At 52.8% G+C, this 20,705-nt stretch carries 21 protein-coding genes; 13 read left to right on the top strand and 8 right to left on the bottom strand.

What is annotated here, in order from left to right:
- Positions 1–294: 294 nt before the first annotated feature.
- A complete protein-coding gene (locus ABYK60_RS15840; RefSeq protein WP_372872990.1) occupies positions 295–657 on the bottom strand; it encodes a DoxX family protein in 363 nt (120 codons plus the stop codon).
- A 100-nt stretch (positions 658–757) separates the two neighbouring features.
- Here ABYK60_RS15840 and ABYK60_RS15835 point away from each other — a divergent pair, with 100 nt between their 5' ends.
- Positions 758–1,636, top strand: a complete 879-nt coding sequence (locus ABYK60_RS15835; protein ID WP_372872989.1) for a LysR family transcriptional regulator — start codon at positions 758–760, stop codon at positions 1,634–1,636.
- A 213-nt stretch (positions 1,637–1,849) separates the two neighbouring features.
- Here the strand turns inward: ABYK60_RS15835 and ABYK60_RS15830 are convergent, their stop codons facing one another.
- From ABYK60_RS15830 to ABYK60_RS15815, 4 genes are all read right to left on the bottom strand, one after another.
- Positions 1,850–2,032 carry a hypothetical protein gene (locus ABYK60_RS15830; protein WP_372872988.1) on the bottom strand — a complete coding sequence of 61 codons (183 nt, stop codon included), beginning with the start codon at positions 2,030–2,032 and terminating at the stop codon, positions 1,850–1,852.
- Between the two features lie 292 nt (positions 2,033–2,324).
- Complete coding sequence (locus ABYK60_RS15825) at positions 2,325–3,476, bottom strand: hypothetical protein (RefSeq protein WP_372872987.1); 1,152 nt, start codon at positions 3,474–3,476, stop codon at positions 2,325–2,327.
- A gap of 964 nt (positions 3,477–4,440) precedes the next feature.
- Positions 4,441–5,925, bottom strand: a complete 1,485-nt coding sequence (gene pntB, locus ABYK60_RS15820) for a Re/Si-specific NAD(P)(+) transhydrogenase subunit beta (protein WP_372872986.1) — start codon at positions 5,923–5,925, stop codon at positions 4,441–4,443.
- 12 nt (positions 5,926–5,937) lie between these two features.
- Positions 5,938–7,464 (bottom strand): Re/Si-specific NAD(P)(+) transhydrogenase subunit alpha, encoded by a 1,527-nt coding sequence (locus tag ABYK60_RS15815; RefSeq protein WP_372872985.1) that lies wholly within the window; start codon positions 7,462–7,464, stop codon positions 5,938–5,940.
- Between the two features lie 350 nt (positions 7,465–7,814).
- Here ABYK60_RS15815 and ABYK60_RS15810 point away from each other — a divergent pair, with 350 nt between their 5' ends.
- The 3 genes from ABYK60_RS15810 (at position 7,815) to ABYK60_RS15800 (ending at position 12,164) form a co-directional block, all read left to right on the top strand.
- Positions 7,815–9,623 carry an assimilatory sulfite reductase (NADPH) flavoprotein subunit gene (locus ABYK60_RS15810; protein ID WP_372872984.1) on the top strand — a complete coding sequence of 603 codons (1,809 nt, stop codon included), beginning with the start codon at positions 7,815–7,817 and terminating at the stop codon, positions 9,621–9,623.
- Complete coding sequence (gene cysI / locus ABYK60_RS15805) at positions 9,623–11,338, top strand: assimilatory sulfite reductase (NADPH) hemoprotein subunit (RefSeq protein WP_372872983.1); 1,716 nt, start codon at positions 9,623–9,625, stop codon at positions 11,336–11,338. The genes ABYK60_RS15810 and cysI overlap by 1 nt, the downstream gene beginning before the upstream one ends.
- Before the next feature lie 97 nt (positions 11,339–11,435).
- Positions 11,436–12,164, top strand: a complete 729-nt coding sequence (locus ABYK60_RS15800) for a phosphoadenylyl-sulfate reductase (RefSeq protein ID WP_240591076.1) — start codon at positions 11,436–11,438, stop codon at positions 12,162–12,164.
- 58 nt (positions 12,165–12,222) lie between these two features.
- Here the strand turns inward: ABYK60_RS15800 and ABYK60_RS15795 are convergent, their stop codons facing one another.
- Positions 12,223–12,765, bottom strand: coding sequence for a thioredoxin family protein (locus ABYK60_RS15795; protein ID WP_372872982.1), 543 nt, complete (start codon positions 12,763–12,765; stop codon positions 12,223–12,225).
- A gap of 387 nt (positions 12,766–13,152) precedes the next feature.
- On the opposite strand from ABYK60_RS15795, the gene ABYK60_RS15790 reads away from it, so the two are divergent.
- Positions 13,153–13,779 carry a LysE family translocator gene (locus ABYK60_RS15790; RefSeq protein ID WP_372872981.1) on the top strand — a complete coding sequence of 209 codons (627 nt, stop codon included), beginning with the start codon at positions 13,153–13,155 and terminating at the stop codon, positions 13,777–13,779.
- 63 nt (positions 13,780–13,842) lie between these two features.
- Here ABYK60_RS15790 and ABYK60_RS15785 read toward each other — a convergent pair whose 3' ends face one another.
- Positions 13,843–14,163 (bottom strand): DUF3144 domain-containing protein, encoded by a 321-nt coding sequence (locus ABYK60_RS15785; RefSeq protein ID WP_372872980.1) that lies wholly within the window; start codon positions 14,161–14,163, stop codon positions 13,843–13,845.
- 176 nt (positions 14,164–14,339) lie between these two features.
- Here ABYK60_RS15785 and ung point away from each other — a divergent pair, with 176 nt between their 5' ends.
- Positions 14,340–15,005 carry a uracil-DNA glycosylase gene (gene ung / locus ABYK60_RS15780; RefSeq protein WP_372872979.1) on the top strand — a complete coding sequence of 222 codons (666 nt, stop codon included), beginning with the start codon at positions 14,340–14,342 and terminating at the stop codon, positions 15,003–15,005.
- 76 nt (positions 15,006–15,081) lie between these two features.
- Here ung and ispB read toward each other — a convergent pair whose 3' ends face one another.
- Positions 15,082–16,053 carry an octaprenyl diphosphate synthase gene (gene ispB / locus ABYK60_RS15775; protein WP_372872978.1) on the bottom strand — a complete coding sequence of 324 codons (972 nt, stop codon included), beginning with the start codon at positions 16,051–16,053 and terminating at the stop codon, positions 15,082–15,084.
- 283 nt (positions 16,054–16,336) lie between these two features.
- Between ispB and rplU the strand changes: the two genes are divergently transcribed.
- The 7 genes from rplU to ABYK60_RS15740 all read left to right on the top strand — a co-directional run bounded on the left by rplU (position 16,337) and on the right by ABYK60_RS15740 (position 20,463).
- Entirely contained in the window at positions 16,337–16,648 is a 312-nt protein-coding gene (gene rplU, locus ABYK60_RS15770; RefSeq protein ID WP_126168012.1) for a 50S ribosomal protein L21, read from the top strand.
- Positions 16,649–16,662: 14 nt separating this feature from the next.
- Positions 16,663–16,917, top strand: a complete 255-nt coding sequence (gene rpmA, locus ABYK60_RS15765; RefSeq protein WP_212595592.1) for a 50S ribosomal protein L27 — start codon at positions 16,663–16,665, stop codon at positions 16,915–16,917.
- A gap of 128 nt (positions 16,918–17,045) precedes the next feature.
- Complete coding sequence (gene cgtA, locus ABYK60_RS15760) at positions 17,046–18,221, top strand: Obg family GTPase CgtA (protein ID WP_372872977.1); 1,176 nt, start codon at positions 17,046–17,048, stop codon at positions 18,219–18,221.
- 20 nt (positions 18,222–18,241) lie between these two features.
- The gene (locus tag ABYK60_RS15755; protein WP_372872976.1) at positions 18,242–19,003 is read left to right on the top strand and encodes a threonine/serine exporter family protein; all 762 of its coding nucleotides are present in this window, start codon (positions 18,242–18,244) and stop codon (positions 19,001–19,003) included.
- A complete protein-coding gene (locus ABYK60_RS15750) occupies positions 19,000–19,467 on the top strand; it encodes a threonine/serine exporter family protein (RefSeq protein WP_126168009.1) in 468 nt (155 codons plus the stop codon). Before ABYK60_RS15755 ends, ABYK60_RS15750 begins: the two co-directional genes overlap by 4 nt.
- Positions 19,468–19,490: 23 nt before the next feature.
- Positions 19,491–19,973 (top strand): type 3 dihydrofolate reductase, encoded by a 483-nt coding sequence (gene folA, locus ABYK60_RS15745; RefSeq protein ID WP_372872975.1) that lies wholly within the window; start codon positions 19,491–19,493, stop codon positions 19,971–19,973.
- 85 nt (positions 19,974–20,058) lie between these two features.
- Positions 20,059–20,463, top strand: a complete 405-nt coding sequence (locus ABYK60_RS15740) for a DUF3718 domain-containing protein (protein WP_372872974.1) — start codon at positions 20,059–20,061, stop codon at positions 20,461–20,463.
- The last annotated feature ends 242 nt before the right edge of the window (positions 20,464–20,705 follow it).

The raw sequence follows: 20,705 nt of genomic DNA, 5'->3' as shown, positions 1-20,705 counted from the left end.
GGTCGTTGCCCGACAAATTGCTTGATTGACTCATGACGTGTCCTTCTCTATGTCTTTTATTATTGGTTTTTATCCCGCCATGGCAGCAGGGGCATGGCGGGTTCCGGGGGAGTCAGCCGCCGGGAAAGGCCACTTTACCCTGTTTGGCGGCAAAGACCAAAGAAAGCGGCCAAAGAGGTGGAATTGAAAGCTTGTAAGGGCGATACAGGGGGGATTTTGTATCGCAGATAAAAAGAGGCCATGTGAGGCCCCCTTTTGAAAAATTATGAAAAGCGCGGTTTCGATGTTGATGGATCAGAGGGGATACCAGATGGCTTCTTTACGCCGCGTCTTGATGACATAGATGCAAAGTGCCATAAAAATCAGCGCCGGGAAGGGGGAGGGGACATCAAAGGCAATATGAAAACCTGCGGCTCCAATCATGATGGGGATGAGCCCAGTGGCGGCAAGGGCGCTCCAGCGGGGCAGCAGCAAGCCGATACCGGCGGCCACTTCAGCGCCGCCAATAAAGTAGCCAAACCACAGCGGCAAATTCATGGCAGTAAAGGCGCGGTGCAGCTCGGGTACGCCTGCCAGTTTGGCCGCGCCAAAGCCAAGCATAGGCAGGGCCAGCAAAACGATGGGGATGAACTTTACTATCCCTCTGAGCTTACTCATAAAACACTCCGATACAGATGAATTGGTCTCAGTATCTACTCGCCATAAAATAAATTATATTGATGTTAATTAATCAGGATGATTCATCGGGTTTATTATTATGCCCTCTATCGATCAGCTTAAAGTGCTTAAGGCCGTGGTGGAATGCGGCTCACTGCGCCTTGCCGCCGACAGCCTGTGTAAGACCCAACCGGCTTTGACCCATGCCATTCGTCAGCTCGAATCTCAACTTGGCCTCACCCTTTTCAGCCGCGATGGCTACCGGCTGGCACTCACCAACGAGGGCAAACGTATCCATCAACTGGCGCTGCGCACCCTGGAAACCCATAGCGAACTGCTACAGGTGGCCAATTTTCTCGCCGGTGGCGCTGAGTCTCAGGTTACCCTGGCGGTGGAAGCATCTTTTAAGCTGGCGCCCATATTGCCTGTATTTAAAGCAGTGCAGGCCGAGTTTCCCGCCTGTGAAATCGTTATTCGTCAGGAGTATTTAACCGGGGCGGTGGAACTGGTGCAAAAAGAGCAGGCAGAGCTTTGCATCAGCCCGCTGAACCCGGCGCTTAGCCCGGGCGTGAGGCTGCAAAGCCAATTGCTGACCCGTGGCGAGATGGTCAACGTGGTGTCACCTCAGTTGCTGACTCGCCACCCAGAGCTTGATTCGGTGGAACAGCTTAAAGATGAATATCAAATACTGGTGCAGGACAGTGGCAGCGGCACCCGTGGCGTTAAACTTGGCGTTCAGAGCGCCCAGCGCCACTGGTATGTCAACAGCTTCGCCACCAAGTTATCGCTGATTGAGCAGGGTATGGGCTGGGGGCGGCTACCGGCATGGATGCTGGCGGAGGCGCTGGCCGAAGGACGTCTGCAGGTACTGGAATTGGCAGATTATCCCACGCGGCAGTGGTTTGATTATCATCTGGTGCGCCGAAGCGCCTCAGTGCCAGGCCCTGTCGCATCGCGCCTGTGGCAGGCACTGATGTAGAGCTGGGTTATTCTGTGTTTTCAGGTAATGAGGGTTGCTTTGCGTCTTTCAGTCGAATCTGAAAAATGAATAAGAATACTAATATGAACGAACTTACAAAATACAAAATTAACGGAATGCTAATGCTAAAAATTCCTTTGGCATAATAAATCAGATACATCACCAATACAGGGTAAAGTATTGTTGTCAATACTAAAGTCGTGAGCAGGATTGCTAGTTTTTTAGTCCTGCTATTTGTGTTTTGATTGTCGGTAACACCCATATAATAGATCCTATTGCAGCAAATATTCCGCTAAATATCGCCAGTGTTCCCAGCCCCGAAAGTAATGAAAGAATGACTGCCACCATCAATAGTCCATAAAATCGCAGTGCAAACGCAAAAATAATATCTTTCATGATTTCATACACCGCATTATAGGGTTATCGCAGCAGAAACATGAGACCATCCTAAACATTTGCCAGACAGTAAGGCAAGTGACTATCGGCCCCACGAGGTTGCATAGAGTCAAGAGTCAGCAAGTCCCAGTCCCGTGACCGGTATCTGGCCCAACGCCTCAAGCGATTCCGATGGGGATATGGGGGATCCCTAAAGCGCTTCGCAACAGTAATGGCTGTCCTGGCTCTTGCTGGGTGTAATCATAACAGCTCTAATCAGGTGGCCAAATTCACTATGCCACTACTGTATATATTAAGAGGCAAATCTACACATTTCATACCAAGTAACTGTTTGCCTTTGGCAGTTACCATCATGACAGGTATGGGCTTTAATAGACTTTTTGCAAAGCTCATAGGATGTTGAGTAATCAATTTCCAAGCCTAGTTGATCATGTGCATTCCAATAATCTTTAGTATCAATGGATAACTTTTCATATTCAACTTCAGAGGCCATGCCCGCCAATTTTTTTTGAGCACACACAGAAAAAGTACCGATATTGGGTTGTGTCGTATCATAAATTGGACTATTTACGATATAGGCATATTCTTGGCCGTCAACTCGACTAACTTGAATATATATTTTGAATGTAAGGATCAAATTTTTGTTGTTCTCTGCGTCAACGTCGCCATGAGGAAGAACCTCAAACCACAACATATTGTTATTATCGTTCCCAAGCTTATAAGCAGCTTCAACCTTATTGGTCACGAGATTCCAATGAACACTAACTCCTCCTGCCTTTGGGCTGGAAAAATTTAGAGTATAACCTGTATATTGTGTTCTTTGAGAAAAGTCATTCCATGATTGATTTCGCATTCTTTCAAAAATATCGCGTGTTACTGCTTGATGAATCTGTTCTCTGCCTTCGGCTTGTAGATATTTAATTGGGTGGTCATCACAATTACTATCCTCGCTGGAATATTGAGGGGCGGATGCAATAGCTCTTTGTAAATCACTGTGCTGACTTGCTAATAATGTGAAGTGCCCATCAATTTGTTTGTATTCATCATAAAAATCGAAAAGCCGCTCTAGTGCACTTTGTTCGGAAGCGGAAAGATAGGTGTTTTTGACGGTAATTTGGCTTTCATCAAATCCAGAGGTTGTAGTGGTGACGGTGAACTTATAGCTTTGGCCTGTTACAACATTGGCAAAAATGACGTTTTTAGATAAGGAGCATGAAGTATCCCCCAAGCTCCCGCTACCGTTGGTGAGTGGTTGGGTAAACAATTGCTCGCCCGGTAAACCTTGGTTGCACAGTAGTAAAGGAGCGAGCAACAAAGCATTTGCTCTTGCATTTTGATAGTCGCAGTCATCGCAGGCAATGGTTTCAGTCAATCCCGTCTGAGCCTGAGTATTAAAAATGAATGTGGCAAGTATTGTTATAAAAAATAATTGAACGGATTTCATCCAGGCAAACTCCATTTGATTCGGTACGTCCATTGTGTTGCATAATTGTTACCCCTCACTATTATGCAAGGCAAGGCAAGGCAAGGCAAGGCAAGGCAAGGCAAGGCAAGGCAAGGCAAGGCAAGGCAAGGCAAGGTAAGGCAAGGCAAGGCAAGGCAAGGCAAGGCAAGGCAAGGCAAGGCAAGGCAAAAGTTAGAAAAGCCATGACACTGTGTTCGAAGGTTGAGTCAAATCCGGGGCATTGTTTTGTGATTCAGCGGTGAATCAGGACATATATGAACGCTCCCAAAGCCTGGGTTTTAAGCATCTAGATGCCGAGGCGCTCCATTCAAATCATTGTCTTTATTGAATTTGTTTCGGGCTGTAAGCACGATGCAGGACATCCTAAATACTTTTTAAGCTGCGAGGAAGTGCGCTTTTAGTGCTCAACCCTTGCTAAATGAAGATGAATTGTTGGCGGTAGACTCGCTGAACCACTCACTTTGAGCGAGAATATAGGACAGGCATAACTCCTAGATTGCAGGATACTGTCTTTATCCCCATCGATGCCGCTGAGGGTGTTGGGATTGGGCGCGTAGACGAGACAGGATGTCGAGTCTGGTTCGGTCGAACAGGGATGTGAGTCCGAACCAGTAGCGAGACCAATCCCATAAAGCCGAAGGGCTTTCGGCACCGTCTGGGACGGCAGGGGAGATCCAAGAGGGGATTGCTGTAGATCCCCTCTTGGTCGGGTGTGGGTTGGCGAGTGTCGCAAAGCGACAGGCTTACGAGCGAGAACCCGGGATGGTGAACTGGCCGTTATGCATGGATGCATTTGACCCACGATCTTCAGTCGCTTGCAAAGCGACACAACAAGACAAGTCACCCCAATGGCAATGGAAACAGCCGGAAAGCGGGGATAAAAAGGGCGCCCTATGGCGCCCTTTTCAGAGGTTATATGATGCTGATAGCGAGCATCGAAGGCTTACAGCGCCTTCAGAATAGCCTCAACACTGTCCTTGGCATCGCCGAACAGCATCTGGGTGTTATCGCGGAAGAACAGCGGGTTCTGAACCCCGGCGTAGCCTGTGTTCATGGAGCGCTTGAAACCGATAACGGTTTGGGCTTTCCATACTTCCAGCACCGGCATACCTGCGATGGGGCTGGCTGGGTCTTCCGAGGCTGCCGGGTTCACTGTGTCGTTGGCACCAATCACCAGTACTACGTCAGTCTCGGGGAAGTCTTCGTTGATTTCATCCATTTCCAGCACTATGTCGTAAGGCACCTTGGCCTCGGCCAGGAGGACGTTCATGTGGCCCGGCAGACGACCGGCAACCGGATGGATACCGAAGCGTACTTCAATACCACGGTCACGCAGCTTCTGGGTGATTTCGGCCACAGGATACTGAGCCTGTGCCACTGCCATACCGTAGCCGGGGGTGATGATGACTGAGCTTGCGTTTTTCAGCATGTCGGCCACATCTTCGGCGTTGGTTTCGCGGTATTCACCCAAATCCTGATCGCCGCTTGAAACCGCACCATCGGTACCAAAGCCGCCGGCAATCACCGAGATAAACGAGCGGTTCATCGCCTTACACATGATGTAAGACAGGATGGCGCCGGAGGAGCCCACCAGGGCGCCGGTGACGATAAGCAGGTCGTTGGAGAGCATAAAGCCCGCTGCTGCGGCCGCCCAGCCTGAGTAGGAGTTCAGCATGGACACCACCACCGGCATGTCGGCGCCGCCGATGCTGGCCACCAGATGCCAGCCAAAGGCGAAGGCAATCAGGGTCATGATGATAAGCGGCAGCATGGCGCCGTCGGCTTTCACAAACAGTACCATCAGGCCGAAGGATACCAATACCGCCAGCAGGTTCAGCTTGTGGCGATGTGGCAGCATCAGTGGCTTGGAGGAAATCAGCCCGCGCAGCTTACCAAAGGCGACCACAGAGCCGGTGAAGGTCACGGCACCGATAAAGACGCCAAGGAACACTTCCACCAGGTGGATGCTGAGCATGGCACCGGTGAGGTGATGGCCTTCGGCGGCTTTGCTGGCTTCCTGCAATGCGGCTTTGGCGGCTTCCAGACTCTGGTCGATGTCGCCACCCACGCTAATCACCACTTCGGTGACCGCCTGCGGGTGCAGGTCGATAAAGCTGTTAAAGCCAACCAGAACCGCAGCCATACCCACAAAGCTGTGGAGAATGGCCACCAGTTCCGGCATCTCGGTCATTTCCACCTTGAGGGCCAGACGCACGCCAATGGCGCCGCCGATAACCATGGCGAGAATAATCCAGTGTACGCCACTGGTTTCCGGGTTGAGGATAGTGGCAATAAGCGCAATGCTCATGCCCGTGATACCAAAGAGGTTACCCTGCTTGGCGGTCTCCTGACGGGACAGGCCCGCGAGACTCAAAATAAAACACAGCGCTGCTACTATGTAGGCTGCTGTTACCAGTCCTTGAGACACAGTGATTCCCCCTTAATCCTTACGGAACATCTTCAGCATGCGATGAGTGACGGTAAAGCCACCGAAGATGTTGATACTGGCAATAAGCACGGCGACAAAGGCCAGTGCCGTAACCAGCGTCGAGCCGCCGCCAATCTGCAGCAGTGCGCCCACCACGATAATGCCCGAGATGGCATTGGTGACCGACATCAGCGGCGTGTGCAGCGCGTGAGTTACGTTCCACACCACGTAGTAGCCCACCACGCAGGAGAGCAAAAACACGGTGAAGTGGGACAAGAACTCAGGCGGTGCCACGCTTGCCACGGCGCCAAAGCCAATCAGACCCAAAGCGCCCAGAATGTACTTGAGCTTGGAAGGCTCCTTGGGCTCGGCTTTTTTCAGCTCTACCTTGGGGGCGGCTTTGGCCGGAGCGGCAGACACGGAAATCTGTGGTGGCGGGAAGGTGACTTCACCGGTTTTGACCACAGTCATGTTGCGCATCACCACATCGTCAAAGTCGATAACGGCATTGCCGTCTTTCTCTTTGCACATCAGCTTCATCAGGTTCACCAGGTTGGTGCCGTAAAGCTGGGAAGACTGGGCAGGCAGGCGGCCTGGCAGGTCGGTGTAACCAATCACCTTCACGCCGTTTGCAGTCACAAACAGCTCGCCCGGGACCGTGTATTCACAGTTCCCGCCGGTGGCGGCCGCCATGTCTACGATCACAGAGCCGCTCTTCATCGAATCCACCATTTCCTTGGTGATAAGACGCGGTGCTGGCTTGCCGGGGATAAGCGCCGTGGTAACGATAATGTCGACTTCTTTGGCCTGCTCGGCAAAGAGTGCCATTTCGGCCTTGATAAACTCTTCGCTCATCACCTTGGCGTAGCCGTCGGATGAAGCGCCGTCTTCGCCGCCGAAGTCGAGTTTGAGGAACTGACCGCCCATGGACTCGATTTGCTCTGCCACTTCCAGGCGGGTGTCAAAGGCGCGAACCACGGCGCCGAGGGAGCCTGCGGTACCAATGGCGGCAAGACCGGCCACACCGGCACCAATCACCAGCACCTTGGCGGGCGGAACCTTACCGGCTGCGGTGATCTGGCCCGTGAAGAAGCGGCCAAACTCGTGGGCGGCTTCCACCACGGCGCGGTAACCGCCGATGTTGGCCATGGATGACAGTGCATCCAGCGACTGAGCGCGGGAAATACGCGGCACCATGTCCATGGCCATGATGTTGATATTGCGCTTAGATAATTTTTCTACCAGCTCAGGGTTCTGAGCGGGCCAGATAAAACTCACCAAGGTTGCGCCGTCTTTTATCTCTTTTATTTCATCTTCGGTAGGGGCATTGACCTTAAAGATAAGGTCGGCCTGCCATACGGAGGGCACTACGCTGGCACCCGCCGCTTCAAAGGCTGCATCGCTGAAGCTGGCAAGTTTGCCGGCACCAGATTCGATAGCTACCTCAAAGCCGAGCTTTTTAAGTTGCTCTACCGTGGCCGGGGTCGCGGCGACCCGGGTTTCACCGGCGAGACTCTCTCTCGGAATTCCAATTTGCATGACGATTCCCTGATGGTTGAAAAAACGTGAACACACCGTGTCCTGTGTCGGGCGAAACAGGGCAAGACTGACTGGCTTTTACAAACTCAATCGACTGTCTGTAGGGGACAGAGCTTTTCACGGTGTGAGCCCATTGTGGCAAGTCTGCCTGCTGACACAAGCGCATATTCTTCATGTGGCGACTTAAGCCACTGGTCGGAGCAAAAAATTTGCGCCGTGCCACACTTTTGTAGCTTAAAAATCCGACTCTGCATATTCCTAAAATGAATTAAAAATTAATATTTATTCTTTTTTGATTGGAGTAAACGGAACTAAGCTAGCAAGCATCAAAATGTCACTGGGTCGTCCTCATGCTGTTAAAAGAATTATCCTCCCTTGCGTCCCCGCTCAGTGCCGAGCAGGTCGACAAGCTCAAGAACCTGACCTTTGAGCTCAACGCCGTGCAACTGGCCTGGGTCAGTGGTTATCTGGCAGCCAACGCACAATTTGCCGCTGGGGGCGCTTTTGCTGCAGCACCCGCTGCCCAGGAAGCCGCTACCTTAACGGTGCTTTATGCATCGCAGACCGGCAATGCCAAAGGCGTGGCCAGTAAAATTAAAGCGGCAGCAGAAAGCCGAGGCTTAGCTGTTCAGTTGCAGGACATTGCCTCGTATAAAACCAATGCGTTGGCAAAAGAGAAATTCTTAATCATTGTTGCTTCGACCTATGGCGAGGGTGAGCCACCCGAGAGCGCGGTGAGTTTCTATAAGTTCCTGTTTGGTAAAAAAGCGCCCAAGTTACCCGAGCTGCAATTTGCCGTGTTGGGCCTTGGCGATACCAGCTATGAGTTTTTCTGCAAAACCGCCACTGACTTTGACAGCCAACTGGCTGCATTAGGGGCAAAACGCCTGCGTGAACCAGCCCTGCTGGATGTCGATTATGCCGACGGCGCGAAAAACTGGCAGGAAGCCGCCCTGGATGTGTTTGCACCGCTGCTTAAAGCATCAGGTGCCGCCAGCGAGAAAGTGATTGCATGGCCAGGCGCGACTGGCACCGCAGGTAGCCACAGCCAGTATGATAAGCAAAACCCAGCCACCGCTGAGTTAAGTGTTAATCAGAAGATCACGGCGCGTAATTCCACCAAAGACGTGCGTCATATTGAGATCTCGCTGGAAGGCACCGGCCTGACCTATCAGCCGGGTGATGCGTTAGGGGTGTATTTCCGCAATGCACCCGAGCTGGTGGCAAGCGTGCTGGCCGCCACGGGGTTAACCGGCAGCGAGCAGGTTGAACTGTCTGGCAAAACCTTAACGCTGCAAGCGGCGTTAACCGACGAGCTGGAGCTTACCCAAGCTTATCCGTCGCTGGTGACCAAGTACGCAGAGGCGAGCAACAATGCCGAACTGCAAGCGCTTGGCGCCGACAAAGACGCGCTGCGCGCTTATCTGGCCGATAAGCAAAGCGCCGATGTGATTGTGCAAAACCCTGCCAACATCAGCGCACAGCAGCTGGTGGACAGCCTGCGTAAAGTGCAGCCACGCCTGTATTCCATCGCCTCAAGCCAAGCCGAAGTGGGCGAGGAAGTGCATTTAACCGTGGGCGTGGTGCGTTACGATGCCTTTGACAGCACCCATTTGGGTGGCGCGTCAGGCTTTTTGGCTGAGCGCCTGGCCGAAGGTGAGCCGGTGAAAGTCTTTGTTGAACACAATGACAACTTCCGCCTGCCAAGCCAGGATACGCCCGTGTTGATGATTGGCCCAGGCACAGGTATTGCGCCGTTCAGGGCGTTCTTGCAGGAGCGCGACAACGCAGGTGCGACTGGCCAAAACTGGCTGTTCTTCGGTAACCCGCATTTCACCCGTGATTTCTTATATCAGGTGGAGCTGCAAGACTACTTGAAGCGTGGCGTGTTAACCCACCTGGATGTGGCATTCAGCCGCGACCAGGCGCAAAAGGTGTATGTGCAGGACAAGCTGACCGCTAAAGGTGCCGAAGTCTGGTCTTGGCTGCAACGAGGCGCTCACTTATACATTTGTGGTGACGGCAACCGGATGGCGAAAGACGTACATCAGGCGTTGTTACAAATCGCCCAAACCCACGGTGGCTTGTCTGCCGAAGCAGCCGACGAGTATTTAGAAGAGTTACGCGCGAACAAACGTTATCAGAAGGATGTTTATTAATGAGCCAGTATCCCATTAAGCCTGAACTGCAGGTGCAGGGCCAGTTGTCTGATAACGAGCGCCTGAAAGCTGAAAGCAACCACTTGCGTGGCACTATCACCACAGATCTAAAAGACGAAATTACCGGTGGCTTTAACGGTGATAACTTCATGTTGGTGCGTTTTCACGGCATGTATCAGCAGGATGACCGCGATTTACGGGCTGAACGCGCAGAGCAAAAGCTGGAGCCGCTGCACAATGTGATGCTGCGGGCGCGCATGCCCGGCGGCATTATCAAACCAGAGCAATGGCTGGCGATTGATGAATTTGCCCGCGAGCACACCATGTACGGCTCAATTCGGTTAACCACCCGCCAGACTTTCCAGTTCCATGGCGTGTTTAAACCGAACATCAAGCCGATGCATCAGATGCTGAATAAAATCGGCATCGACTCGATTGCCACCGCCGGTGACGTAAACCGCAACGTGCTCTGTACCTCAAACCCGGTGGAATCGGAGTTGCACCAGCAAGCCTATGAGTGGGCTGCGAAAATCTCTGAACACCTGCTGCCAAAAACCCGCGCCTATGCCGAGATTTGGCTGGGTGAGGAAAAAGTAGAAACCACTGAAACCGAGCCGGTGCTGGGTGATAGCTACCTGCCGCGTAAGTTTAAAACCACAGTGGTGATCCCACCGCACAACGATGTCGACGTTTATGCCAATGACCTGAACTTTGTCGCTATCGCCGAAAATGGCCAGCTGGTTGGTTTTAACGTGTTGGTTGGTGGCGGCCTTGCGATGACCCACGGCGATAAATCGACTTATCCGCGCCGGGCAGAAGATTTGGGCTTTATCGGTCTTGAGCATGTGCTGAAAGTCGCAGAGCATGTGGTGACGGTGCAGCGTGACTACGGCGATCGGGTTAACCGCAAAAATGCCAAAACCAAATACACGATAGATCGTATCGGCGTCGATGCTTTTAAAGCAGAAGTGGAACAACGGGTTGGCGTGGCCTTTGGCCCAAGCCGTCCTTACGAGTTTACCCACCGCGGCGATCGCTTTGGTTGGGTGGAAGGCATTGATGGCAAGCACCATTTAACCCTGTTTATCGAAAACGGCCGTTTGCTCGATTACCCGGGTAAGCCGCTGAAAACCGGCGTTGCTGAAATTGCCAAAGTGCATAAAGGCGATTTGCGCATGACGGCAAACCAGAACCTGATCATCGCAGGGGTTGCCGCTGAAGATAAAGCGCAGATTGAACAGTTGGCCCGCGAGCATGGTTTGTTGGAGAACGTCACCACCCAGCGTAAAAACTCGATGGCGTGCGTGTCACTGCCAACCTGTCCGCTGGCGATGGCCGAAGCCGAACGCTACCTGCCAACGCTGGTCACCCACGTTGAAGGCATTTTAAGCAAGCACGGCATTGCAGACGACCATATCATCCTGCGCGTCGTGGGCTGCCCCAATGGCTGTGGCCGCGCCATGTTGGCTGAAGCCGGTTTAGTGGGCCGTGGTCCGGGCAAATACAACCTGTATCTGGGTGGTAACACTGCCGGTACCCGTATTCCAAAATTGTATTTGGATAACGTAGCCGAAGCGGAAATTCTGGCGGCACTGGATAGCTTGATTGGCCGCTGGTCTGTTGAGCGCAACCCAGGTGAATGTTTTGGTGATTTTGTGATCCGGGTGGGTGTTGTTGCCGAAGTGAAAGTTAGTAAAACCGACTTCCACGCCTGAGACCAGTCAGGGGGAAGCAAGGCTTCCCCCGTTTGTTTTGGCCGCTCGTTGGCCTGTGCCAAGACGTGAAGCGTCGCCAGAACCCTTGGAGATAAGCATGAATTATCACGATTTACTCAGTCTGGACGCAGCCGAGCAAGCGGCCGCGCTTGAGGACATCAATCTACAGCTGGCTAAGGCCACGCCTACAGAGCGGGTTGAATTTGCGCTGCGTGAATTACCCGGCGAGCATATTTTAAGCTCCAGTTTTGGTATCCAGGCGGCGGTGATGCTGCATTTGGTGACCCAGGTAAAAAGCGATGTGCCTGTGGTGCTGACCGATACCGGGTATTTGTTCCCCGAGACTTACCGCTTTATCGATGAGCTGACCGAGCGTTTAAAACTGAATCTGCAGGTGTACCGCTCGCCGCTGACTGCCGCCTGGCAGGAAGCCCGCTTCGGTAAGCTGTGGGAGCAGGGGCTGGACGGCCTGGAGCGCTACAACCGTATCAACAAGGTTGAGCCTATGCAGCGGGCACTGGAAGAGCTTGACGTGGGTACCTGGTTTGCCGGCCTGCGTCGCACTCAGGCCTCGACCCGTGAAGCGCTGCCTATCCTTGCCATTCACGGTAAGCGATTTAAATTGCTGCCGATTATTGAGTGGAGCAACAAGGATGTGCATGAATACCTGACCAAGTTCGGACTGCCTTACCACCCGCTGTGGGAGCAGGGCTATGTGTCTGTGGGCGATACCCACTCCACCAAACCGCTGGAGCTGGGCATGAGTGAAGAAGATACCCGCTTCAATGGCATGAAGCGCGAGTGTGGTCTGCACTACGAAATCTAAGGAAGATGCAAACAAAGACGCCGGCAATCGCCGGCGTTTTCTATGGGGCACTCAATTGTCAGCCATGGCCCTTGGCGGCATGGATAGCGGTTATCACGTCTTTTTCGCTAAGCTCGCCTGGCAGAATTCTGCCCTTTGGCAGCGACGGGCCGTAGACCTTATTAAAGGGGGCACCCGGCGCCGCGACCTTGCCGTAATAAGGCGCGATGCGCTCGGCTTCCTGACTCCAATTGGCCTGCATCAGCACCACCTTACCGGACAGCAGGGCACTGACCACTTCGGGGCGATGCAGTACGCCGACCCGGTTGGTCTGACAGGCCATGCACCAGTCTGAGTGCAAATCAACAAATACTGTATAGCCGCCCTGAACCAGCATGGGGATTTTATCCACCGCCAGCGGTTGCCACAGCAGTTCACGGTAATCCTGCTGATCGCTGGCTCTATGCACAAAATAGGTGGCCGAGCCCACCATCAGCGCCATCAGGCCAATCACGGGAATGACCGCCAGCGGGATGGGTTTGCCCTTACTGCGGGCAATGATCAGCGCAGCCATGGCGCCAATCAGGAGTACGGTCATCAGTGTACTGAGTGTCAGGATCATCGAGCATTCCTCCGGTATTGGAGTGCTCAGGATAAAGTCTCGCCCTTAAGCGAAGGTGAAACTTTTGACAGGGCTTAAGGGGAAGGTCAGCCAGAGCTTAATGCCAGAGCAAGTCAGGACCAGCCCTGTTCTGCGTTAAATTAACACATCGATGCCAGCATGACCCGAATACCAAGGCTTGCGGATGTTCGCAGGCTTAAACAGTCGATGCACCTGTGACAAATGAGGCTGCCTTGACTAGGTTGTCCTGATTGGGATGGACGGGCGTTTCATCCTTTTGTATTGACTGGAGCTTTGTCTTGACCGGAGTATAGTGGCGAGACTTGGTACCAAAGCGCTGCAGAATGATGGTGTTTATGGCGCGCTGACGAATTTTTTGGGGGATGGATGAGTTTGAGTGTCTGGCTGGCCCTGCTGGCCGTGTGTTGTTTGGGGGCTATGTCGCCGGGGCCGAGTCTGGCCATGGTGGTGCGCCATACTCTGGGTGGCGGCCGCGGCGCCGGTATTGCCTGCGCCTGGGCCCATGCCCTCGGTATTGGGGTCTACGCACTGATTACCCTGCTGGGGCTGGCGCTGGCCATGAAAGAGGCGCCGCTGCTGTTCAATGGCATTGCACTGATTGGTGCCCTTTACCTGATGTGGATGGGCTGGGGGGCGCTCAATTCAAAAGGCGGCATGCAGGAGAAGCTGGCGGCCGGTAAGGCATCGACGCTTACCGAGGCAGCCCGTGACGGTATTGCCATTTCACTTTTCAATCCAAAGATTTTGCTGTTCTTTCTGGCGCTGTTCAGCCAGTTTGTAATGGCATCAAGTACCCTCGAAGGCAAGGCGATTATTGTGCTTACACCACTGGTGGTGGACGGTCTGTGGTACACCCTGGTGGCGGCGATGCTGTCGCATCCAAGATTGCTGCCCAAGCTGCGTGAGCAGGCGGGGATTATCGACAAGCTGTCGGGATCAATCTTAATCCTGCTTGGCTTGCGGGTTATCTGGACCCTGTGGCAGGGGCATTGATGAGTTAGCTGCGCATGAAAAAGGCCGCATCATGCGGCCTTTTTGCTGGATAAAAAACGGTGCTCAGAGCTTAAAGGTCTGTACGGCGTTATCCATGGCAGGCTCTGTCTGCGGGGGGGCTATCACTGGCGGATTGGCAATATGGTCGTCCAGGTTGTCGTTCAGCATGTCCTGATAATCATCACTGAACCACTTGAGTGCGTTGGCCTTTTCGGTTTGCAGATCCGCTGATTTGATGGCGGCCTCGAAAGCGTTGAAGCGGGCGGCAGCAAAGCGCAGTGCTGTGCCTACTTTACCCACATCGCCTTCTGCTGCACTGAGCTCATTGGCAAGGGCGATGAATTTATCAGCCAGTTCAAACAGGTTGGTGTTGGTCTCAGACATAGTCGGGTCCTGTATTTTCGTCTTTGCTGATTTTACCCAAATCCATCGTGCTGACCACTGCTATTGGCCGCGATTGGGATCTGTGTCGTTTCGCCGCTTTACCCTGCGCCTGAAAGCTGATTTGCCGATTGTGATGGGGTACACTGCCGCTTCAGTGCGTTAACCCCCGGAGCACCATGGCCATTGCAAACTGGCAGGACTTTATTGCCGCCGAATCCGATAAGCCCTATTTCAGGGAACTCACCCATTTTGTTGCTGCTGAGCGTGCCAGTGGCAAAATCATTTACCCACCGGAAGATGAAGTATTTGCTGCCTTTGAGCACGCACCGCTGAGTAAGGTGCGGGTGGTGTTGATTGGCCAGGACCCTTATCACGGTGCAGGTCAGGCCCATGGTTTGTGTTTCTCGGTGAAGCCCGGGATAAAGCCGCCGCCCTCGCTGGCGAACATGTATAAAGAGCTCTCAGCCGATATCTCCGGCTTTGAAACGCCCTCCCATGGCTATTTGTTGCCTTGGGCGAAACAAGGGGTGCTGATGCTCAACACTGTGCTCACGGTAGAGGAGGGCAAGGCCCACTCCCACGCCAAGGCAGGCTGGGAAACCTTTACAGCGGCTGCGCTTAAGCTGCTCAATGAGCGTGATACGCCGATTATCTTTGTGCTTTGGGGCAGCCATGCGATTAAGAAAGGTAAGGGCATCACTGCGCCCCAGCATCAGGTGCTGTCCGGGGTGCATCCATCGCCATTGTCGGCTTATCGCGGCTTTTTCGGTTGTGGTCATTTCTCGAAAATCAACGAGCTGCTTGAAGCGCAAGGTGGCGAGCCCGTCGACTGGCGTTTATAACCGCTCCGGTGCTTTTGAATCGCCGACATAAAAAAACCTCGCCAATGCGAGGTTTTTTTTATGGAAAAACGCGCAATCAGTTGCTGCGTGACACCGCAATCCTGGCCAGCGATTCAAGCGCTGTCTTAAAGTCGCCTTCCGGCAATACGCGAAGGGCATCAATAGCCTTCTGTGCTTCTTCTTCGGCACGCTCACGGGTGTAGTCCAGAGCGCCGCAGCGATGCAGGGCGGTTAGGATATCCTCAATGGCGTCGGTGCCATCGGCTTTCTCAATAGCGGTGCGGATAAGGCCGCGCTCGTGCTCATTGCCGTTACCGATGGCATAAATCAGTGGCAGGGTAGGCTTGCCTTCGGCCAAATCATCACCAATGTTTTTGCCAAGCTCCTCGGCATCGCTGGTGTAATCCAACAAGTCGTCAATCAGCTGGAAAGCAGTGCCAAGGTACTTGCCGTAGTCGGCCAGAGCTTGTTCTACTTTTTCATCACTGCCTGCCAGCACGGCGGCAAGGCGAGTGGCCGCTTCAAACAGCTTGGCGGTTTTACAATAGATAACCCGCATGTAGCTGTCTTCGGTGGTGTCCGGATCGTTGCAGTTCATCAACTGCAACACTTCGCCTTCGGCCAGCACGTTGGTGGCGTCAGCGAGCACCTGCAGTACCTTCATGCTGCCAAGCTCAGTCATCATCTGGAATGAACGGGTATAAAGGAAGTCGCCCACCAGAACGCTGGCACTGTTGCCAAACAGCGCGTTGGCAGTTTCCCGGCCGCGGCGCAGTGTGGATTCGTCGACCACATCATCATGCAGCAGTGACGCGGTATGGATGAACTCGATAATGGCTGCCAGTTTAAGGTGCCCTTCACCTTTATAGTCTACGGCTCTGGCCGCGAGTACTGACAGTAATGGCCGCAGACGTTTCCCGCCACCATTAATAATGTAGAAGCCGAGCTGATTAATCAGGGCAACATCGGATTCCAGTTGTTTGTAGATCAGCTGGTTGACCGCCTGCATATCGGCGTCGGCCAGTTGTCGAATCGCATTCAAATCCATAGCAGACTCTGGTGTTCAGGGCCGGGTATAATAGAGCCCTGTTTTAGGCATAAGTGTTATAATAGTTGGGATCTTACCTAAATTTCTTGCAGAAGGCAGCAGTTGCCCAACCAATGTGGGAGTTATACGGATCTTTTTTTAAACATTGCTAATTAGGGCTTGCCAGTATGGCGTTCTTCGCGTAAACTCCGCGCCCATTGTCATTAAAGTTTTTTGTGGCGAATCGCCCATTCCTGAGGGAAGTGCTGGTCGATACGTCAAAAATTTTCGGAGTAAAATAGCTATGTACGCTGTTTTTCAAAGTGGCGGCAAGCAGCACCGTGTTGCTGAAGGCCATACTGTACGTTTGGAAAAAATTGAAGTTGCTACCGGTGAAACCATCGAGTTCGATCAGGTTCTGTTGGTTGCTGATGGCGAAAACGTGAAAGTGGGTGCTCCACTGGTTGAAGGCGGCAAGGTAGTTGCTACTGTTGTTGCTCACGGCCGCGGTGAAAAGGTAACTATCCAGAAGTTCCGTCGTCGTAAGCACCACGAGAAGAAGATGGGCCACCGTCAGTGGTTCACCGAAGTTAAAATCACTGCTATCAACGCTTAATAGGAGTCTGACTCATGGCACACAAAAAAGCTGGCGGTTCTACTCGTAACGGCCGCGATTCAGAAAGCAAACGCCTTGGTGTGAAGCGCTTCGGCGGCGAATCAGTTCTGGCTGGTAACATCATTGTTCGTCAGCGTGGCACCAAGTTCCACGCAGGTGTGAACGTAGGTATTGGTCGTGACCATACTCTGTTCGCTCTGGCTGACGGCAAGGTTAAGTTCGAAGTTAAAGGTCCTAACAACCGTAAGTTCGTTAGCATCGAAGAATAAACTTCGTTACAGCTATGCTGATTAAGCCCCGCCTTTGGTGGGGCTTTTGTTTTGTCTGGGGCTATAGAGATTTTGGTCTGCCACGCTGCAGGCGGTATAATTGCCCTATTCTGTGGTGAGGATTTGATATGAAATTCGTCGACGAGGCGGTCATCAAGGTTCAGGCTGGTGACGGCGGCAGTGGTTGCGTTAGTTTCCGCCGCGAAAAATATATTCCCGACGGTGGTCCCGATGGGGGCGATGGTGGCGATGGTGGTAGTGTATATCTGGTCGCAGATGCCAGTCTCAATACCCTGATTGACTATCGCTTTGAGCGTTTTTACCTGGCTGAACGTGGCGAAAATGGTCGCGGACGGGACTGTACCGGTAAAGGCGGCGAAGACCTGTTCCTGCGTGTGCCTGTGGGTACCCGTGCTGTGGATATAGACACCGACGAAGTGCTGGGTGACTTGACTGAAATAGGTCAAAAGCTGCTGGTGGCCAAAGGTGGTTTCCACGGTTTGGGTAACACCCGCTTCAAGAGCAGTGTTAACCGCGCCCCGCGTCAAAAGACCTTGGGTACCAAGGGTGAAGTTCGTGAGCTGCGCCTTGAGCTGTTGCTGCTGGCTGACGTGGGTTTGCTTGGCATGCCAAATGCCGGTAAGTCGACCTTTATCCGCGCCGTATCCCGTGCCACTCCAAAGGTTGCCGACTACCCCTTTACCACCCTGGTGCCAAACCTGGGCGTGGTGAACCCTCGTCCGGGTCAAAGCTTCGTGGTGGCCGATATCCCGGGTTTGATTGAAGGCGCTGCTGAAGGGGCTGGCCTCGGTATTCGCTTCCTGAAGCACCTGGAGCGTTGCCGTGTATTGCTGCACATCTTGGATATTGAGCCTATCGATGGTTCAAGCCCTGCCGAAAGTGCCCGCGCTATTCTGGCCGAGCTTGAAAAATACTCACCCGAGCTGGCTGCCAAACCTCGTTGGCTGGTATTTAACAAAACCGACCTGTTGCTTGAAGAAGAGCTGCAGGAGCGTGTGGATGCCATTGTGGCTGAGCTTGGTTGGGAAGGGGATGTGTACACCATGTCTGCTGCTACCCGCGAAGGCACTAAGGCACTCAGTGAAAAGCTGTATGATTTCATCAAGAGTCTGCCTGATGAAGCTGCTGCTGTCGATCCTGACAAGGAAGTGGAGTTCAAGTGGGACAATTATCACAAAGCTCAACTTGACGATCTGAATCCGGATTATGATGATTCGGATGATGATGACGACGATGATTTCGACGATGACGACTACGACGTGGAAGTCATTTACCAGAGATAAGCCTTCAATCGGGGATAGCGGTGTACGCAGATACCCAGAATGACATAACCCGGCAGGTGGTGCGTGTTGCGCAGCTCCTGCTGGCCTATGGCGCCGAGTCTGATCTTGTGGAAGAGATCAGCCAGCGCCTCGGCCGGGCTCTCGGGCTTGGGAGTATCGAACTTTCCATTTCTTCCAACTCGCTGGTGCTCACCAGCCTGGTCCACGGGCGATGTATTACCACTACCCGTCGCATCCGTGAACATGGCATCAATATGCGTGTGGTGTGCGAGCTGCAACGCATCTGTCTTTTGGCAGAAAAAGGTCTGTATGGCCCCAATGAGGTGCGTAAACGTCTCGCCCGCATTGCCCCCAAGACTTACCCAGCCATGCTGGTTATTCCCATGATAGGCCTTTCCTGCGCCAGTTTTTGCCATCTTTTTGGTGGTGACTGGATGGCATCGATGATTACCTTTTTCGCCTCGGCGATTGGCATGGCGGCCAGGCTATTTTTGGCCAGGCGCCACTTCAACCCGTTGGTGGTATTTTCCCTGACTGCCTTTGTGACCACTGCGGTGGCGCAGCTGGGGTATGAGTGCCCGTTAACCAAAACACCAGAGCTTGCCATGGCTGCCAGTGTACTGATGCTGGTACCGGGTTTTCCGATGATCAATGCCATTTCTGACATGGTCAAAGGCCATATGAACGTCGGTATTTCCCGTTGGGGACACGCCACCTTGCTGACAGTGGCCTCGGTGATTGGCATTACCATTGCTATGCAACTGGGAGGCAAGTTTCTGTGAATCTTTTGCTGACCCTGCTTAATGATGCCTTTTTCTCCGCCATTCCTGCCGTGGGCTTTGCCATGGTGTTTAACGTGCCAAAGCGCTTTTTGCCTTACTGTGCGCTGGCTGGAGCCTTGGGGCACAGTTTTCGTACCCTGATCCTGCATTTTGGGCTGCCCATCGAATGGGCGACCTTTGCAGCAGCAGCTTTGGTTGGCATGATAACCATTGGCTTTGCCAAGCGTCATTTGGCGCCACCTCTGCTGTATGCGGTCGCCGCCATTATTCCGATGATCCCGGGCACCTATGCATTTAATACTGTGATAGCGTTGGTGCAGCTTACTGCCCAGTCCCAGGTCAGTCCCGAACTGACCGGTGCCGTTATCAGTAATGGTCTTAAAACCGTCTTTATTCTTGGCGCCCTTTCGGTTGGATTGGCGCTGCCAAGCTTGCTGTATTACCGTACCCGTCCCGTCATATAATTATAAACAAAGAGGGAACTTAGATGCGTATCGCCATGATTGCTGCGATGGCCAATAACCGTGTGATTGGCAAAGATAACCAAATGCCATGGCATCTGCCGGAAGATCTGAAGCATTTTAAAGCGATGACCCTGGGCAAGCCGGTGGTCATGGGGCGTAAGACCTTCGAATCCATTGGCCGTCCCTTGCCCGGTCGCCACAATATCGTGATATCCCGCCAGGCCCACTACCCGTGCGAAGGAGTTAGTCTTGTGTCTTCTTTTGAAGAGGCAATTAACGTAGCCGGTGATTGTGAGGAGCTGGTTGTCATTGGCGGTGGACAGCTTTATAAAACCCTGCTTCCATGTGCAGATAAGCTATATTTAACCGAGATTGTATTGGATGTGGAAGGCGATACCCATTTCCCTGACTGGGATGATGGTTCATGGGAAGCAATTGAAACCACTCAACATGTGTCAGATAAAGGGCTGGAATATCGCTTTATCACTTTGGTAAAAAAGTGTTAAATTAGGTTTGCTTGTATATACCCTACAGCTAAGGCCGCTTTGTCGGCTTTATACATAAATAAAATAACAAACCAAGGAGTATCAGATGCGTGTGTTGCCCCTGGCCCTTGCAGCTGCGATAGCTGCTTCTTTTGTTCCGACACAAGCCAAGGCAGATACCGATCCACTGGTGGCCAGTATTTGTGACTATGTAAAAGCGAACGACAAGAATCGTCTTCGTAAAAAGCTCAAGGAGAGCCGAGTCAAACTGCGCAATATCTACTCTGGTGTCAGTTGTGATGGTACCAGTTTGCTGCGCACAGCGATGGGAGCCGGTGCAAATGATGTAGGTGAGTTCATTGCCAAGCGTTTATCTGAAAGTGAACTGGGAGCCACAGAAGGCGATGGTATGACTATTGTGGCTTGGGCAGAGGCCAACGGCCATGGTGGAAGTCCAATCACCGCCGCAATCAAAGATCGCCTGTCAGGTGGTGGTGGCGAAGAGGATTAATCGCCACAGTGCAAAAAAAACCGGGATTGTCCCGGTTTTTGTTGTCTGTTACATGCCATTTTGCAACCATTAAAAAAGCCCCTGAAGGGGCTTTTTTAATGGTTCAGTTTACACTCTGAATTCTTTAACCGAACTTTGCAGCTCTTCCGCGAGGCGGGCGACTTCGTGACTCGACTTGGCGGTTTGCTCCGCGCCCAGAGCTGTTTCTTCAGAAATCGCAGCTATGTGCTCGAGCTTCTCGG

It is taken from the genome of Shewanella sp. (assembly GCF_041630135.1).
Taxonomy (GTDB): Bacteria; Pseudomonadota; Gammaproteobacteria; order Enterobacterales; family Shewanellaceae; genus Shewanella.
The sequence above is the reverse complement of the archived record's forward strand: the minus strand, read 5'-3'. Positions and strand labels throughout refer to the sequence as shown.